This is a genomic window from Aquimarina rhodophyticola (genome assembly GCF_042434915.1).
Classification (GTDB): Bacteria; Bacteroidota; Bacteroidia; order Flavobacteriales; family Flavobacteriaceae; genus Aquimarina.
Genome location: NZ_CP170198.1, coordinates 491,704 through 510,137 on the forward strand (window position 1 = coordinate 491,704; position 18,434 = coordinate 510,137).

General features: G+C 33.9%; 15 protein-coding genes. 7 read left to right on the forward strand and 8 right to left on the reverse strand.

Going from position 1 to position 18,434, the window contains the following annotated elements; genetic code table 11:
- Positions 1 to 3 precede the first annotated feature (3 nt).
- The 3 genes from ACE939_RS02225 to yidC all read left to right on the forward strand — a co-directional run bounded on the left by ACE939_RS02225 (position 4) and on the right by yidC (position 4,243).
- Complete coding sequence (locus ACE939_RS02225; protein WP_378187155.1) at positions 4 to 423, forward strand: DUF5606 domain-containing protein; 420 nt, start codon at positions 4 to 6, stop codon at positions 421 to 423.
- Between the two features lie 204 nt (positions 424 to 627).
- A complete protein-coding gene (locus ACE939_RS02230) occupies positions 628 to 2,244 on the forward strand; it encodes a CTP synthase (protein ID WP_378187156.1) in 1,617 nt (538 codons plus the stop codon).
- Between the two features lie 118 nt (positions 2,245 to 2,362).
- Positions 2,363 to 4,243: a membrane protein insertase YidC gene (yidC, locus tag ACE939_RS02235; protein ID WP_378187157.1), complete on the forward strand. Its 1,881-nt coding sequence runs from the start codon at positions 2,363 to 2,365 to the stop codon at positions 4,241 to 4,243.
- Positions 4,244 to 4,329: 86 nt separating this feature from the next.
- Here yidC and ACE939_RS02240 read toward each other — a convergent pair whose 3' ends face one another.
- Positions 4,330 to 5,745 (reverse strand): fasciclin domain-containing protein, encoded by a 1,416-nt coding sequence (locus ACE939_RS02240; RefSeq protein ID WP_378187158.1) that lies wholly within the window; start codon positions 5,743 to 5,745, stop codon positions 4,330 to 4,332.
- A gap of 267 nt (positions 5,746 to 6,012) precedes the next feature.
- Between ACE939_RS02240 and ACE939_RS02245 the strand changes: the two genes are divergently transcribed.
- The 4 genes from ACE939_RS02245 (at position 6,013) to mazG (ending at position 9,768) form a co-directional block, all read left to right on the forward strand.
- Positions 6,013 to 6,660, forward strand: coding sequence for a toxin-antitoxin system YwqK family antitoxin (locus ACE939_RS02245; RefSeq protein WP_378187159.1), 648 nt, complete (start codon positions 6,013 to 6,015; stop codon positions 6,658 to 6,660).
- 95 nt (positions 6,661 to 6,755) lie between these two features.
- Positions 6,756 to 7,946 carry a tRNA 2-thiouridine(34) synthase MnmA gene (mnmA, locus tag ACE939_RS02250; RefSeq protein ID WP_378187160.1) on the forward strand — a complete coding sequence of 397 codons (1,191 nt, stop codon included), beginning with the start codon at positions 6,756 to 6,758 and terminating at the stop codon, positions 7,944 to 7,946.
- 97 nt (positions 7,947 to 8,043) lie between these two features.
- On the forward strand, positions 8,044 to 8,988 hold the full coding sequence (locus tag ACE939_RS02255) for an NAD(P)H-dependent flavin oxidoreductase (RefSeq protein WP_378187161.1): 945 nt from the start codon (positions 8,044 to 8,046) through the stop codon (positions 8,986 to 8,988).
- A gap of 6 nt (positions 8,989 to 8,994) precedes the next feature.
- Positions 8,995 to 9,768 (forward strand): nucleoside triphosphate pyrophosphohydrolase, encoded by a 774-nt coding sequence (gene mazG / locus ACE939_RS02260; RefSeq protein WP_378187162.1) that lies wholly within the window; start codon positions 8,995 to 8,997, stop codon positions 9,766 to 9,768.
- 2 nt (positions 9,769 to 9,770) lie between these two features.
- Here the strand turns inward: mazG and ACE939_RS02265 are convergent, their stop codons facing one another.
- The 7 genes from ACE939_RS02265 to ACE939_RS02295 form a co-directional block, all read right to left on the reverse strand.
- A complete protein-coding gene (locus tag ACE939_RS02265; protein ID WP_378187163.1) occupies positions 9,771 to 10,397 on the reverse strand; it encodes a class I SAM-dependent methyltransferase in 627 nt (208 codons plus the stop codon).
- Positions 10,398 to 10,460: 63 nt separating this feature from the next.
- On the reverse strand, positions 10,461 to 12,440 hold the full coding sequence (locus ACE939_RS02270; protein WP_378187164.1) for a DUF349 domain-containing protein: 1,980 nt from the start codon (positions 12,438 to 12,440) through the stop codon (positions 10,461 to 10,463).
- Positions 12,441 to 12,590: 150 nt separating this feature from the next.
- The gene (locus tag ACE939_RS02275) at positions 12,591 to 13,325 is read right to left on the reverse strand and encodes a shikimate dehydrogenase family protein (RefSeq protein ID WP_378187165.1); all 735 of its coding nucleotides are present in this window, start codon (positions 13,323 to 13,325) and stop codon (positions 12,591 to 12,593) included.
- A gap of 4 nt (positions 13,326 to 13,329) precedes the next feature.
- Positions 13,330 to 14,352, reverse strand: coding sequence for a DUF368 domain-containing protein (locus ACE939_RS02280; protein WP_378187166.1), 1,023 nt, complete (start codon positions 14,350 to 14,352; stop codon positions 13,330 to 13,332).
- 3 nt (positions 14,353 to 14,355) lie between these two features.
- Complete coding sequence (locus ACE939_RS02285) at positions 14,356 to 15,321, reverse strand: DUF368 domain-containing protein (RefSeq protein ID WP_378187167.1); 966 nt, start codon at positions 15,319 to 15,321, stop codon at positions 14,356 to 14,358.
- A 157-nt stretch (positions 15,322 to 15,478) separates the two neighbouring features.
- The gene (locus ACE939_RS02290) at positions 15,479 to 16,876 is read right to left on the reverse strand and encodes a tetratricopeptide repeat protein (RefSeq protein ID WP_378187168.1); all 1,398 of its coding nucleotides are present in this window, start codon (positions 16,874 to 16,876) and stop codon (positions 15,479 to 15,481) included.
- Between the two features lie 317 nt (positions 16,877 to 17,193).
- A complete protein-coding gene (locus ACE939_RS02295; protein ID WP_378187169.1) occupies positions 17,194 to 18,390 on the reverse strand; it encodes an aspartate aminotransferase family protein in 1,197 nt (398 codons plus the stop codon).
- Positions 18,391 to 18,434: the final 44 nt, after the last annotated feature.

Below are 18,434 nucleotides of genomic sequence, written 5' to 3' on the forward strand. Positions count from 1 at the left end.
AATATGAGTTTGGATAAGATATTAGCGATTTCGGGAAAACCCGGTCTATATGAATTAAAAGCGCAAACACGTACTGGTTTCGTAGCAGAATCGTTGGCAGACGGAAAACGTCTTACAGTCAATATGAGAAATAACGTAAGCGTATTGAGCGAGATAGCTATTTATACTACTACAGAAGAAGTTCCTTTAAGAGATATTTTTAAAAATATTCAAGAAAAGGAGAATGGCGGACAGGCTATTAATCACAAAGAATCAAAAGCCAAATTGGAGTCTTATTTTGGTGAAGTTTTGCCTAATTATGATGAAGAAAGAGTGTATCCAAGTGATATCAAAAAAGTCTTGCAGTGGTATAACATTCTTCAAAATAAAGGAATTACAGATTTTACAACTGATGCTAAGTCAAATTCTGACGAAGAGGAATAGTAAAATTTTTAATTCGAAAAAAATCTCATCATTGCCAAATGATGAGATTTTTTATTTAAGGTTCTTTATAAAACTCAAAACCTTAAAATTGTTAAGTAAGAATCATTGATTTCTAAAAAGAATGCTAATTTTTCAAGCTTCAGTTTCGTTAGTTCTTCGTACTTTTGCGCAAAATTTTACTACAATCGGATTAATTTAAAGTATATGGCTAATACCAAATATGTTTTTGTAACAGGAGGGGTGTCTTCTTCATTAGGTAAAGGTATCATTGCAGCCTCTTTAGCAAAACTTTTGCAAGCAAGAGGTTATCGTGTTACAATTCAAAAGTTAGATCCGTACATAAATGTTGATCCGGGAACATTGAACCCTTACGAGCATGGTGAATGTTACGTTACCGATGATGGAGCCGAGACTGATCTTGATTTGGGGCATTATGAGCGATTTTTAAATACACCTACTTCACAAGCTAATAATGTCACCACGGGTAGAATTTATCAAAGTGTTATAGATAAAGAGCGACGCGGTGAGTTTTTAGGAAAAACTGTACAAGTAGTTCCTCATATTACCAACGAGATTAAGGAGCGTATACAAATTTTAGGTAAAAGTGGTAATTATGATATTGTGATTACAGAGATAGGTGGTACAGTAGGAGATATAGAATCTTTACCTTATATAGAAGCTGTACGTCAGCTCAAATGGGAATTGGGAGATAATAATGCACTTGTAATTCATTTAACCTTGATTCCTTTCTTATCTGCGGCGGGTGAATTAAAAACTAAACCAACTCAGCACAGTGTCAAAACGTTGATGGAGAGTGGTATAAAAGCAGATATCTTAGTGTGTAGAACAGAACATGAATTGTCTGAAGATTTACGTAGAAAACTGGCTCTTTTTTGTAACGTACGTCAAGAAGCCGTAATCCAGTCGATTGATGCTTCTACGATTTATGATGTTCCAAATTTAATGCTAGAAGAAGGTTTGGATACAGTGGTTCTAAAACAACTGGTACTGCGCGATGATGATGAACCTAATTTGGATAAATGGAATGATTTTTTACAACGTCATAAAAATCCTAAGCACGAGGTAACGATCGGTCTTATAGGTAAATATGTAGAGCTACAGGATTCTTACAAGTCAATTTTAGAAGCATTTATTCATGCTGGAGCAGAGAATGAAGTTAGGGTAAATATTGAAAGTATCCACTCAGAACACATTGATGATTCGACTATAAAAAACAAAATAGCTCATCTTGATGGAGTTCTAGTAGCGCCAGGTTTTGGGGAACGAGGTATTGAAGGTAAGATAAAGGCTGTGCAATATGCTCGAGAACATAAAATTCCGTTTTTCGGAATTTGTTTGGGTATGCAAATGGCAGTTATCGAATATTCTCGAAATGTACTGGGATTAAAAGATGCATGCTCTATTGAGGTTGATGAGAATGCTTCTTCTCCAGTTATTAGTTTGATGGAAGAACAAAAAAGCATTACCAATATGGGAGGTACCATGCGTTTAGGAGCTTGGCAATGCGAACTTCTAGAAGGGAGTAAAGTCTACGAAGCGTATGGTGAAAAAAATATTTCTGAACGCCATAGACATCGTTACGAATATAATAACGCTTACAAAGAACAGTTAGAACAAGCGGGTCTTAAAACTACAGGTATTAATCCAGAAACTGGATTGGTAGAGATTGTAGAGGTAGACAATCACCCATGGTTTGTGGGAGTGCAGTATCATCCAGAGTACAAAAGTACTGTAGCAAATCCACATCCGTTATTTGTAGCCTTTACCAAAGCGGCTATGACTTACTCAAAAGCTAAATAGACGCCAAATTGTCGCAATCTTTATAGGTGGCGAGAAAATTGATAATATAAAACACGTACACATAGTTTAATTTTAAGAATATATGCTAATTGTTATATATTCTTTTACACTTATTTAAATGGAAGAAAAGAAGTTTGACTTAAATTCAATTATTGGATTTGTATTAATTGGAGTTATTTTAATCTGGTTACTTTATCAAAATCAACCGACTCCAGAAGAGTTGGAAGCAGAAAAAGCAAAACAAGAACAGATTGATGCTCAAAAAGGAGACAAAGCATTACCCGAAACAGAATTTGTAACTCAAAGTGAAGCATTAATAGCAAACCCTCAAGATTCTGTAGCTATTGAGCGAGCAAAAACACAATTAGGAGTGTTTGCTTATTCCGCAGGTTTACCATCAGCAAAAGAAGCCATAACTACCATTGAAAATGACGTACTTCGTCTTAAGATAAATAATAGAGGAGGGTATATTTCTGAAGCACTGCTTAAAAATTTTAAGACGTATGATTCTGTACCTGTTTACTTAATCAAAGATGGTAAAAACGCATCTTTTAATCTTAATTTTGGAACAACCGATAATCGCATTTTAAATACATCAGATTTATTTTTTGAACCAAAAGTAACCACAAGCGGAGACAATACCATTTTAACTATGCAGTTAAAGGTGTCTGATTCTCAATTTCTGGAGTATCGCTATGCGCTCAAACCTAATGAGTATATGGTTGATTTCTCTATTAGATCTCAAGGATTGCAAGGTGTTATAAATAGTAGTCAACCCATTTCTCTAGACTGGAAACTGCAAGGAATTCGTCATGCAAAAAGTGCGTCTTACGAGAACCGATATACAGAAATACATTATGAATATGAAGGTGACAAAGATGATTATTCAGGACAAGGTGAATTTACAGACGATGAAGAGGAAGCCGTGAGTTGGATAGCTTACAAGCAGCATTTCTTCTCTTCAATTCTTTTAACAAACACTCCCTTCACACGTGCAAAATTCACTTCAAAAAATGTAGCCGAGATTAGTGATCTGGATGATAAAGATGTACAAGTTACCAAAGAGTTTTCTTCTACAATGCCGTTGGAACTTCAATCAGGAGAGCTTAACTATACCATGAATTGGTATTATGGACCTACAGATTATAAGATCTTGAGTGATTATAATAAAAATCTTGATGAGATTGTTCCTTTAGGATGGGGAATTTTTGGATGGATCAATAGATATTTGTTCATTCCATTCTTTGCATTTTTAAGTGGCTTTTTGCCATCATATGGTGTAGCGATTATTGTGATGACAATCATAGTTCGTATTGTTTTGTCTCCAGTTACGTATAAATCTTATGTATCTCAGGCAAAAATGAAAGTGCTTAAACCAGAAATCAATGAGATTAATGAGAAGCATAAGGACAATGCCATGAAAAGACAACAAGAAACGATGGCATTATACAGTAAGGCTGGTGCGAGTCCTATGAGTGGTTGTTTACCTGCACTTATGCAAATACCAGTATTTTACGCTTTATTTAACTTTTTTCCAAGTGCGTTTCAACTACGTCAAAAGAGTTTTTTATGGGCAGATGATCTTTCTAGCTATGATACCATTGCAGAGCTTCCATTTAACATCCCTTTTTACGGGGATCATGTTAGTCTTTTTCCAATTCTGGCTTCTATCGCAATTTTTATTTATATGATGATGACTACTGGGCAAAATATGCAAACTCAACCAGGTATGCCTAATATGAAATTTATTATGTACTTATCTCCACTCATGATGTTATTCTTCTTTAACAACTATGCAAGTGGTTTATCTCTTTACTATTTTGTTTCCAACCTAATTACTATTGGAATTATGTTAGTGATCAAAAATGTGATTATCGATGACGCCAAAATTCATGCTAGAATTCAGGAAAATAAAAAGAAACCAAAAAAGCAAAGTAAATTTCAGCAAAAAATGAAAGAAATGATGGAACAAGCTGAACAACAGAAAAAGAAGAAGTAATAACTTTTTTTACTTAGATATCTATAAATTATAAAACCCAGACGATTTTAATCATCTGGGTTTTATAAAATTAGTTCGTTCCTGTTTTATAAATTAGGATTTGGTAATAAAACTTGGTCAATAGCATGTATTACTCCGTTAGTAGCTTGTACATCAGCTAAAATTATAGCACTTGCTTCTGCATTACCTTCTCCTTTTACGGTAATAGCAGTAGCGTCAATATCCAAATTACCACCAAGAGAAACTACTGTAGACGTCGTAAGATCAGCAGATGTAACATTACTCATTTCGATTACATGTAATAGTAATACATCTGTTAAAGCATCCCCAGTAGGTATCTCAGCTAATTCATCAAAAGCAGTATTAGTTGGAGCAAATATAGTAAAAGGTGCTTCTGGTGTTCCTGTACCATTTTCTGCTTGTAAAGCACCTACCAAATTAGCTTCAGTTAAAGCAGTTACAAGGGTAGAAAATCTAGTATCAGCTGCAGCAAATGTGGTTACGTTTGGTAAATTAATTACTGCATCCACTTGATGGATAATACCATTTGTAACTACGATATCAGCAGTTTCAACTTGAGCTCCTTTATTAGAAGCACCACCATTAATGATAACACCACTACTAGCATCATAAAACATACTAATATTTTCACCATCTGGACCAGCTGTAGAAGCAGTTTGTACGTATCCTGATCCCTCGGCACTTAGATCTGAACTTGTTGTTGCAGAGGTAAGTGCGTGATTAAGTAAAGTTTGTGTTAATGTTTCTGTGGGAACATCCTCTAGAGTACTGAACTCATTATCACTTAAAAAAGTTGAAAATGAAGCATTATTTGGAGCGAAAACAGTAAAAGGACCATCACTTTGTAGAGTTGTAACAAGATCAGCAGCTACCACCGCACTTACGAGCGTTGAAAAATTAGCATTTGCTTTTGCCATAGATACAATATCTGGTAATCCGATAACTGCATCTACCTTATGAATTATTCCATTGGATGCGCTAATATCTGCAGTGGTTACAGTTGCTCCACCATTATCTTTTCCTCCGTTGAACGTTACATCACTCGAAGCTTCATAATAGATACTAATATTAGCACCGTTGGGACCCGCTGTAGATGCGGTGGTGGCATACCCCGATACCTCAGCTTTCAAATCGGCAGCTTCTATTTCTCCTGGGATAACGTGATTTAATAATACTTGTTTTAATGTTTCTACAGGAATGTCATTGACATTTTCATAATTATTAGCTTCTAAAAAAGCGCTAAATGCGGCATCTGTTGGAGCTAATACTGTAAATGGTCCAGATCCGTTAAGTGTTGTAACCAATTCGGCCTTAGCCAAAGCCGCAACAAGCGAAGTCAACTCGCTGTCTGCGGTTGCTGTTACAACAAGATTTGTTTCTAACTCAACAAAATCCCCGTCATCATCATCACTGCATGAGGCGATACCTAATACCAAAGCCCCAATAATAGCAAATTTTCCAATGTTTGAAATAATTTTCATGTTTTTAAGTTTTAAATTTGTTGCATCTAAGAAACAATATATTTTTGTTTAATTTTTCATAACATAAGTTAAACAATAGTTAATCAAGTATACTTTAACGACTCTTAAAGATTTTTTAATACTAGGTTAAGAAATGTTTAATGTTTTTATTTGAATTAATTAGTTTGTTTTAAAAGTGTTACTTTACAAATGGCATATTTTTTGAATTATTGATTTGGTTAAATTTTTTGATATATGAAATTCAATATTTTAGTTTATTTTTTTTGTATGCTCATAAGCACCAGTTTTGCTCAAACTTATAATGAATTTGATGCTGAAGGTAAACGTCATGGCAAATGGCAAAAAACGTATCCAAACTCAGAGCAATTACGTTATCAAGGTAATTTCGAACATGGTAAAGAAATTGGAGAATTTAAATTTTATAAACCTAGTAGCGGTGACAAACCAACTGCAATAAAGAAATTCTCAAAAAAAACTGACTCAGTATATGTAAGTTACTATTCACAAAAAGGAACTTTGATGAGTACAGGTACTTTGCTAAACAAGAAAAGAGTAGGTAGATGGGATTACTATCATAATAATTCTGATAAACTAATGATGACAGAATTTTATAAAAATGATAAGGTAAATGGCGAACAACTCACTTATTTTCCCAATGGTCAACTTACAGAACGTGTTTTATACGTGGATGGAAAGCGTCAAGGACAGCGTTTTATTTATTCTGAGCAAGGAGTTCTTATTAAAGAATATACGTATCAAGATGATCAGTTACACGGTATGACAAAATATTATGACCCAGATGGTAAATTACTGATTGAAGGTAAATATAAAAATGATCGAAAAGATAGTATCTGGACGTATTATAAGGATGGAAAGCTATCAGAGCGTAAGTCTTTTCCTTTGCGGAGCAAATGATAACATAAGAAAATATTGAGATAGAGAAAACCATGAGGCGATGCATATGCATTGCTTTTTTTATTATTATTTTTGCAGACTGAAGCGTAAATAAAATGAAGAGAGTTATTGTAGGATTATCAGGAGGGGTTGATTCAAGCGTTACTGCATATTTGTTAAAAGAGCAGGGGTATGAGGTGATAGGCTTATTTATGAAAAATTGGCATGATGATTCTGTAACCATATCCGACGAGTGTCCTTGGTTAGACGATAGTAATGATGCACTTTTGGTAGCAGAAAAACTTGGAATCCCCTTTCAAACGGTTGACTTAAGTGAACAATATAAAGACCGTATTGTAGATTATATGTTTTATGAATATGAAAAAGGGAGAACTCCTAATCCTGATGTATTGTGCAATAGAGAAATCAAATTTGATGTCTTTATGAAAATTGCCATGTCACTAGGGGCAGATTTTGTAGCAACCGGTCATTACTGTAGAAAGGATTCAATAACCGTAGATGGTAAATTAACGCATCGCTTATTAGCGGGAAAAGATACAAACAAAGATCAATCTTATTTTTTATGTCAGCTATCTCAAGAGCAACTTTCAAAAACGCTTTTTCCAATAGGAGACTTGCTCAAGTCTGAGGTGCGTGAAATTGCAAAATCACAAAATCTTATCACAGCCGATAAGAAAGACTCTCAAGGATTATGCTTTATAGGAAAGGTTCGCTTACCAGAATTTTTACAACAAAAGCTGAAACCCATCGAGGGTAATATTATTGAAATTGCTTCTGATGATGAAGTTTTTAAAAAATCGCATTCATATCATCACACTAAAAAAGAAGTGAAGCTAGAACTTTTAGCTGAAAAATATAGCTATACACCCGATCAAGGCAAAATAGTAGGAAGGCACCAAGGGGCTCACTATTTTACCAAGGGGCAACGCAAAGGACTTGCAGTGGGAGGAACCCCAGAACCATTGTTTGTTATCGAGACAGATGTAGTTACTAACACCATTTACGCCGGTCAAGGTAAAAATCATCCTGGTTTATATCGCTATGCATTGGTTGTACTCAATGAAGAAGTTCATTGGATTCGTAAAGATTTGACATTACAGGACGGTGAAACAATGAACGTGATGGCTAGAATTCGCTATCGTCAACCTTTAGAAGAAGCTGTATTACATCAAACCGCTTCTGGATTATATGTAGAATTTAAAAATGCACAGAGCGCTATTAGTGAAGGTCAATTTGTAGCGTGGTATCATGATGATGAATTGATAGGGTCTGGAGTAATTTCTTAATTTTAACGAAGTAATTTAAACACTTTTCTAAAATTAGGCTTCATTCTAAATAATCCTGATATTTGAATTTATTTCTTGTCAAAAAAAAGTAAAGTTTATGCAAACAATTAAAGAGCTCTTTTCTATTAAGTATCCAATCATACAAGGCGGAATGATTTGGGCAAGTGGGTGGCGATTAGCCAGTGCAGTAAGTAACGCAGGTGGGTTAGGATTGATCGGAGCTGGCTCTATGTATCCAGAAATTCTTAGAGAGCATATTCAAAAATGCAAACAAGCAACAAATGCTCCTTTTGGAGTAAATGTGCCAATGCTTTACCCCAATCTAGAAGAAATACTTCAAATTATTGTAGAGGAAGGAGTAAAGATCGTTTTTACTTCGGCGGGTAATCCCAAATCGTATACACATTTTTTAAAAGAGAAAGGAATAACTGTTGTACATGTTGTAAGTAGTTTAAAATTTGCGCTAAAAGCACAAGATGGTGGCGTCGACGCAGTTGTAGCCGAAGGTTTTGAAGCAGGAGGACACAACGGTCGTGATGAAACCACAACCTTAACACTAATACCTATGGTTAAAGAGCAAATTAAAATTCCTTTAATTGCTGCTGGAGGTATAGCTACAGGAGCTGCTATGTTTGCTGCGATGGCTTTAGGAGCTCATGGAGTTCAAGTAGGCAGTCGCTTTGTAGCTAGTGAGGAAGCATCGTCTCATACCTTATTTAAACAACAGGTTGTTGCTGCAAAAGAAGGAGATACGCAACTAACATTAAAAGAACTTGCTCCTGTTCGATTGCTTAAAAATAAATTTTTTAATGATGTTCATGCACTTTATACCAAAGGTACCACTGTAGAAGAGCTCAAAACACTTCTTGGTAGAGCACGAGCCAAAAAAGGAATGTTTGAGGGTGATTTGGAAGAAGGTGAATTAGAAATTGGCCAGGTATCTGGATTAATACATGACATAAAACCTGCAGCGGTAATAATTGAACAAATGATTAGCGAGTTCAATGCGACACAACTACGCATGCAAAATTTTCAATTGTAAGATGCTATGAATACTAGAGCCGATCAACTTGATGCTATCGATAGATTATTAACCATAATGGATGAGCTACGTGAGCAATGTCCATGGGATAAAAAACAGACCTTACAAACCCTTAGGCATTTGACTATCGAAGAAACATATGAGCTGGGAGACGCTATACTCGATAATAATTTACAAGAAGTTAAAAATGAACTTGGAGATTTGTTACTTCATATTGTTTTTTATGCCAAAATAGGAAGTGAAACTCATGATTTTGATATTGCAGATGTAGCCAATAGTATTAGTGAAAAATTGATTCATCGTCATCCTCATGTTTATGGTGATATCAAAGTAAAAAATGAGGCAGATGTAAAGCGAAATTGGGAAAGCCTGAAATTAAAAGAAGGAAAAAAAAGTGTCTTAGAAGGTGTGCCAAAATCCTTGCCAGCCTTAGTTAAAGCTAGTCGAATTCAAGATAAGGTTGCTGGTGTTGGATTTGATTGGGAAGAGCCTAAACAGGTATTTGAAAAGGTAAAAGAAGAACTCAACGAACTTCAATTAGAAATTGATAATCAAGATCAAGATAAAATGGAAGCAGAGTTTGGAGATGTTCTTTTTTCTATGATAAATTACGCACGTTTTCTTAAAATTAATCCCGAAGACGCTCTTGAGCGTACCAATAAAAAATTTATAAAACGTTTTCAATATTTAGAGCAGAAAGCAAAACAGCTCAAAAAACCTCTTGACGAAATGACTTTAAAAGAAATGGATATTTTTTGGGAAGAAGCAAAGCGATTATAACCTTACTTACCTAAAATAAATAAATCTTTTTTGATAACTAAAGTTTCAAAATGAAATGCCTCTTTAATATAATTTAAGGTGTTTTTGCTATAGAAAAAAACATGAGTGCTATCATTCTTATACCACCATGTCTCAAAGTTTATAGTAGGCAGCAAAAGATTAGTTTTGCAGTACATTTTTCCGTTAGGCTTAAGTAGTGAGTGAAGCAATTCAAATTCTTTTTTGGGAGTGTAGAAATGCTCAATAACTTCACAGCAAATTATATAATTGTAAAACTGTTTCAATACAGATAGGTCTTGCATAAAAAAGGGATCATATTTTTCTATCTTATATTGGGATGCAGAAAGAAGTTTAGCTATTACTGGACCTGTGCCACATCCAAAATCGAGACCCAAGGCGCGATTATCATGATTTTTTAAGATAGCGTCAACTATTGGAGCAACAAATTGTTGATAGCCTGGATCATGAACATCATTTTTATGAAGTAAATAGCGCGCTTTTTCATCGAGTTGAGACAAGCGATTTTTTGGTGCTAGTTGCGTTCCGTCGCAGGTATTACAACGATAGTATTCACGATTTGAAAGAGTGTAGAATAAACTTGTTTTTCCATCACAGAGGGAGCAACGCATAGTTTTTGCAATTGGGTAATAAAAATAGCCCATTTAGTTTTAGATAAATGGGCTATTGGTGGCTTAAAGTTGTTTTATTTTTTTTAGTTTAGATTTCCATACATCCAACGTATCTTGATGTTTTGAAATATTTTTTCTAACATCCATGACCATTGGATTGCTGTCATCTGCATGCTTAAAGAACTGAAGATTATTTTCAAGTTGTCGAATTTCACCTTTCACTTCATCTATTTTTTTACGAATAAAACTCTGTTCTTGCGCAAGACCACGTTCATCATTTTGACTAGCCAATGCATTCAGTCTATTTTCATATTTAATAAGTTCGGTTTCCTTTCGGCTTAAATTGAGTTGTTCAAAATAGCTGTCTAAAAACTTATTAAAATCAGATTCTATTTGTTTCTTGCTATAAGGAACTCTACCCAGAGATTTCCATGCTTCGATATGTTGTTTAATAACTTTGAGGTCTTCTTCGACATTACCAGATAAAGTGAGCTGTTTGAGTGTGTCTAATTTACTTTTCTTCACTTCATAATTATCTTCTTCTTCCTTATTTGCTTCTTTTCTTTCGGCATTAATTCGATCAAAATAAAAGTTACAGGCATTTTTAAAACGTTTCCAAATACGATCACTATCTTTTCTTGGTACGTGTCCAATTTTTTTCCAATCGTTTTGAATTTTTTTCATTAAAGGAGTCATAGCCTGAAAGTCATCACTATCTTTATTATCCTCAGCAATTTTGATCAGTTCCATCTTCTTTTTTAGATTGTCAAACTGATCTTTTTTTAGATTTTTATAGAAAGAATTTTTATCTCGATTAAATTCTCTAACCGAAGCTTTAAAAGCATCCCATGTAGCCTCATTCACTTGAGCAGGAACCTTACCAGCTTTAAAAAAAGAATCTCTCAAACTTTCAATTTCTTTAATCTTAGCTTGCCAACCAGAATGATTAGAAGGTGTGTCGCTAGCTACTTGTTTTATTTTTTCTATGATATCTAGCTTTACTTCTAGATTTTTCTCATAAACTTTATCGATTTCTTTAAAATAGCGTTGTCTATTTTCATGAATCTGCTTTGTGAGATCACTAAATTTTTCCCAAATAACATCTCGATATTGTTTTTCTACGGGTCCTAGATCTTCTTTCCACATTTTGTGAAGAAGTTGTAATTCTCTAAAGGATCGATTAATATCGGTTTCCTGCGCAAGTTCGGTGGCTCTTTCTATAATTTTTAATTTTTGCTCTAGATTGTGTTTAAAATCTAAATCCCTAAATTCTCTGTTAAGATGTAAAAAATCATAAAAATTTTCGGTGTGATGGTGATAAGTATTCCAAATAGTATTGTACTTATCTCTTGGTATGGGACCTGCATTACGCCATTTTTCCTGAATTTCTTTAAAATGGTTGTAGGTTGTATTTATGTTTTCATCAATATTAAGAAGACCTTTAAGTTCTTCAATAATTTCTAAACGTTTATTCAAATTGGATTGCAGGTCTTTTTTGAGATCCTGATAATAAGCATTTCGTTTTTCTTTGTAATCAAAGTAAACAGAACTAAATTCTTTTTTTAGAGGAGTGGAATAGTAAAAGTCAATCAGATCTCCGCCTTCAGCTAAAAATTCATCCTTTTTATGCTCAAACTCTTCATTAAATTTAGCATCAAATTCTGCTTTAATCTCATCCACATGTTCCTTTATGGCTTGAATTTTTTCAGTTTTGACCAAAGTTTTAAGTTCATCAATTAATTCTTGCTTCGTGAGTGCATGATAATCCTTCTTTTCTATATTATGCCGTTCAAGTGTTGTTTCATCCTCACTATCTTCTGCAACTGCATTATCCATTTCATTTTGAATACTAGCAGCATCTTTTGGATCAGAGGTTTTTTCTATATCTTGAGAAATAACAGTATTATCGTTGTTAGTATCTATTGTACTAGTGTCATCCTCTGCAGTAGGTTTTGAGAATGAGTTTGTAGAGATAACGGTTTCTATAGGTGTTTTCTCTTCTTGGTTTCCATCTGTCTTTGACAGGTTGTCATGTGTGGGCATTGTATATATTTTTGTTTATCAGTGCGTATAGCATCACTAAGATACTAACATCTGCTAAAAACTCAAAGGATTTCAAAGCTTTTGAGTAAATAAGCATACTATTTAATAGTTAAATGAAGCTATAAAATGTTGATTAAATAAACTCGAATTTTATAAGTTCCAGATTTCCCAAGATTTTTCTGCTTGCAGAATAAGCATTTTTTCACCATTAATTATGGTAGCCCCATTTTGCTTACCGTAGTTTAAAAAACTAGTTCTTTCTGGGTTATAAATTAAATCATATAAAATATGATTGGAGGTAATATAGTTATAGGGCAGGTTTGGAGATTGATTGATCTCTGGGTATGTACCTAAGGGAGTGGTATTTATTATCAATTGATTATGTATGAGTAAATCTTTGTTGATATCTGAGTAGGATAGCTGTGTTGCCGAAGGTTTTCTGGATACTGTGCTATAAGGAATGCGTAAAGTTTGTAGTGCATATTTAACTGCTTTTGAAGCGCCCCCTGTCCCAAGAATTAAGGCATTAAGTTTATAATTTTCAGGCAGATAGGGTAATAGAGCATGTGCAAACCCATAATAATCACTATTGTATCCAATTGTTTTCCCTTCGTTGGTAATCCTAATAACATTAATAGCGCCTATATTCTCGGCTATAGGATCTAGTTCATCTACCAATGATAATATTGCTTCTTTATAAGGAATAGTAACGTTGAAACCTTTAATGTTTTTAATCTTACGAAGTTGATTAAAATCGCTTACATTTTCAATATCAAAATTTTTATATTCACAGGGTAATTGTTCTTTACTGAATTTATTAGCAAAATATTTTCTCGAAAAAGAATAATCAATATTCTTACCAATTAAACCATAAACTTTTTTCATATTATTAGCGATGCTGTAATGTTTTTTTGCCGTACCATTCTAGCCATAGAATTAATCCAATACCCAAAAGAATAAAAATTAGTCCTACATAAGTCTCAAAATCTTGAAAGTCTGGAAAATAACGATCATAATTATCTAACACTGGATTACCATTCCCGTCGGTAAGAATTTTATAAGATTCATCTCGTTTAAAAACTTTGGTTTTCCAAGGCCATACTACGCCGAGTGAACCAGTTATAAATCCTATAATAACAGCGAATGTTGCATTTTTGAAATGTTTAAGAACATAACCTAGACCATGAGATAGCGTTACTAATCCTGTTATAGAACCTAAACTAAATATAACCAATACTTTTAACAAGCGAATACGATGTGTCTCGTAAATAAAAGAAAAGTCCCACTGTACAATATCTGCAATAGTATCGTAAAGTGCATTTACAGAATCAACCAGTAGCAAAACGTAATTACCAAGTAATATTAGTATAAATGAGCCAGATAAACCTGGTAATGTCATTCCTGATACGCCAATGATACCACAAAAGAAAACGAACCAAAGATTGTCATTTTCTCTTGCAGGCTCTAACAAACTAATTCCTATACCCGCTACAATACCCAGTAACATTAGAATTAGATTACGTCGACTCCATTCGTTAAAATCTTTAAGAATGTAATAAATAGAACCGATAATCATTCCGAAAAAAGCGGCCCATACAAACAATTCAAAGTGAACTATTAAGTAATCCAGAATTTTTGAAACACTAAAGTAACTAATAAGCATTCCCAAAACTAACAATCCCAAAAAGCGACCATTGATGTAACGCCAAAAACTTTTAAATCTAAAGTTAAATAAAAGCTTGAAAGCTTTAATATTTACCTTTTGCAGAGAATATATAAACTCTTCGTAAAAACCAGCAACAAAAGCGACTACACCACCAGAGACCCCAGGAACCTTATTCGCAGCACCCATAGCTAATCCTTTGATTACCAAAAAGAATTTATCGCTAAACGTCCTTGTGCTTTGTTGCATGATCTATGCTTGTTTGTTATTAGCAATTTTTTCTAATCCGAGAATCAATAAAATCCCAATAATCATAAAAATGATCACTCCTAGAATATGAGGATCACCATCAAATTGCAAAGGATTCACACTTTTTTCTACAAGGGGAACAGGTAATCCTTCTGAATTTTGACGCCATGAAATCACTTCTTTCCAAGGCCATAATTTATTTAAAGAACCAATCATAAACCCTGTAAGAATTGCTAAGGTTATATTTTTGTGATTCGTAAACATCCACGTTAGTACTTTTGAGAATATCTTGAGTCCAGCAATAGCGCCAATAGCAATCAATCCAAGTTTTGAAAAGGCGTTTAACAGCATTTCACCGTCAAAAGATGTCATGCCTTTTCTCAATTCATTTAAAATATCAATAAATGTTTGATAAGCTCCTAAGATTAACAAAATAAAAGCTCCAGATACTCCTGGAAGAATCATAGCAATGATCGCAATAAAACCACAAAAAATTAAATACCAAGAACTATCGGGAGATGCCATAGGTTCTGCTAGCGTAATAAAATAAGATCCTATTGCAGCAATAGTAAGACTAAGTATCGTTAGTAATTGCCAATTAGAGATTTGCTTACCAACATAAACAATGCTTGCTAAGACTAAACCAAAAAAGAAAGCCCACAAAAAAAGGGGTTCGTTAATCATTAACCATTTTATAACTTTGGCCAAGGATAGTATACTTAGGACGATACCTATAAATAAAGCGGTCAAAAATGAAAGATTGTATTGTCTCCAAGAGGCACTTAACCCTGTACGCTTCCATTCTTTAAAAAAACCAAAATCTAAATTGCTTATTGTACTAATCAACTCTTCATATATCCCTGAAATAAATGCAATTGTACCTCCCGATACGCCAGGTACAACATCGGCTGCACCCATCGCAATGCCTTTTATCGATATTACTATATAGTCTTTTAGACTCCTTCGCATTCTTAATGGTTTTTATGATAAACTCCAACAAATGTATGTATTTTTTGATGGAAATCTAGAGGACTATGCTTTTAATTAGAAAGAATCATTAAATAATAAAGGTAGCCTAAAACATCGTGATTTGGCTACCTCTCATACTAGTTTATAGATGTGTTTTTTAAATATGTTCGTACTCTGCTATGATACGTTTGATTAATGGAAGCTCATAAATTTTTTCATACAACTCTTCAAGAACAATATGATACTCATAATCTAGATCAAGTCCTTGGCGTAAGTGCTTTTCTCCATTTTCAAAATCTTGATTTTCAAAATACAAACCTGCGATACGATAATGTACTTCAGCATTTTCTGGATAAAATTCTATAGCTTGTTTTAAATTATGAACAGCACCCTCTGGTTCTCCCAAAAAGCGTAAGATATCCGAGCGATTTAACCATGTCTCTAATTCATAATTACCGAGTTCTAAGGTTTTTCTGAAACCATTTTCAGCTTCTTCAAAAAATCCAAGTTTATTATTGATTTTTGCATATCGTTTCCAATATAAAACATTTTCGCTATCAATATGAATTGCTTTTTTGATGTAATACAGCGCTTTCTGGTAGTTTTTCTTCCGCATATAGAAATCGGTGATTGCGATCCATCCTTTATCAAGTAAGGGGTCTTCGTGCACCGTTTTGGAAAAGTGTTTAATTGCCAATTCGTCACTACCTAATTTTTCAAAACACGTTCCAATACGCAAAAGGGCAAACGATGTAGGGTCATCAAGTTCTAGCGTAATTCGATAATTCTCGATAGCTTCATTATAACGTTTCAGCTTTTCTAACACTTTCCCTTTTTCAAGATATGCGCCAATAAAATATTCATCACTTATTATTGCAAATTCGAAAGCAGCAAGTGCTTTATCGTATTCTTTGAGATCGTAATATTGTTTTCCTATTTGATGCCAAGCTACTTCGCAGTAGGGGTTTTTATTTAAAAAGCTATTCAAAAACTCAATAGCTTCATCATGCTGATCCAAAAAATCAAAGCAATAAATAACGTTGTAAAGCGCAGAATAGTCTTCGTCATCATTATCCAAACATTCCATAAAATTTACCTTTGCATTCTCAAAATCATCTAAGAATAAATATTCCATGCCCAAAAGAGAATAAATATCAGCTGTTTCATCGGTAAAACTAAGTGCTTGTAGTAATAGAGCGATAGCTTCCTTATGGTTATTTTGTTTGGATAAAATATTTGCTTTCTGGATATAGATCTCTTCATTTTCTGGTTCGATCGCATGTAATTGTGCCAAAAGAGTATCAGCTTTTTCTAGACGATCTTCAAAAATCAAAACTTCGACCTGTAAAAGCTTTAGATTTACCGAAGATGGATGCTGCGAAAGTCCTAGAGAAATCGCTTTTTTTGCTTTAGCTATTTTACCATTTTCAAGGTAATGATGAATGATAGATTCAAATTCGTCTGAATCAAAAAACTTAAGATCGTTTGATTTAAGCATCGATTCGTATCGCGTTATAGAGAAATTATTTTCTTCTTCTTCGTAGTTAAATTTCATACACATATAATGTTGTGCCTGATTTAGGATGATTGCGATAGTACGTAGATTTTTCTAAATATATCAGCCTGTGTGTTATATGAAGATACGTTTTTTTATTTCGCTCTCAAAAATAAATTTAAGCATTATTCATTTCTACTTATAATAAATGTACAAATGAATTTGACTTTTTATCAAGTAAAAACTAATTGTTTTTAACAAACTAATTAACAAAAGTTATACCATAATGAGCAATACTACTCGAGTAAAATCAACTGTAAATGTACTCGTAAAAGATTTATTTATGCACGTTTTGAAGCGTTATATTAATTTGTTTTTTATGTAGGACTGAGTTCGGCATGTAATACATCCATAACACCTAAAATTTGTCTACACCCGATTTCTATTTCTTGGTAGCTTATAGTGAGGGGAGGAGTAATACGAATGGCTGATGGTTCGAACAAAAGCCAAAATAAAAGAATACCTGCATCTTTACATTTAATGATAATCTTATTTGCAATTTCTGCTGTGGGTGTAATGATGGCTAGCATCAGTCCTTTTCCTCTGATTTCTTTGATTAGTGGATGTATTAAAAGGGAACGAAATACTTTTTCTTTTTCTAAACAAGCTGACATTAAGTCGCTTTCTGTTAGTTCTTTTAATGTTGCTAAAGCGGCTGCGGCAATAACGGGATTACCACCAAAGGTGGTGATATGACCTAGTTTTGGTCGTTCTTGAAGCATACTCATATGCTCATACGACGCAGTAAAAGCACCTATGGGTAATCCTCCGCCCATACCTTTACCCATAACAAGAATATCTGGGATAATCCCAAAATGTTCAAAACCGAATAATTTTCCGGTTCTACCAAATCCTGGTTGAATTTCATCTAAAATTAATAATGCACCAACGTCAATACACCGTTGTTTTACTTTCATAAAGTATTCACCCGTTGGAACGATAAAGCCTGCACCTCCTTGTATTGTTTCCAAAACGACACCTGCTGTGCGCTTAGTGATTTTTTGCAAATCATCGATTTCATTAAAACGAATGAATGATACATCAGGTAGTAAAGGTCTAAAAACTTGTTTACGTTCTTCATACCCCATAACACTTAGGGACCCCATTGTATTACCGTGGTAAGCATTTTTGGCAGCTATTAATTCACTTCTGCCTGTTACGCGTCTAGCTAATTTAAGCGCTCCTTCAATAGCTTCTGTTCCAGAATTAGTCAAGTACGTTTGTTCCAGTGGTTTAGGTAAATGACTTGCTAATAATTTGGCTAGTTGTACAGGGGTTTCCTGTATAAATTCGCCATAGACCATAACATGTAAATAGCGATCTAATTGATCTTTAATTGCTTGTACTACTTTAGGGTGTCTATGTCCCAAACTACATGCAGAGACCCCAGCTATAAAGTCGAGATACGATTTGTTGTCAGTGGTGTAAATGTAACAACCCTCAGCATAAGAAATTTCTAAAGCAAGAGGATGAGGAGTAGTTTGCGCTTGATATGTTAAAAAATCTTTTTTCAACGGGACTAAATCTGTTATATAAATTAAATTTTTAGAATAAGAAA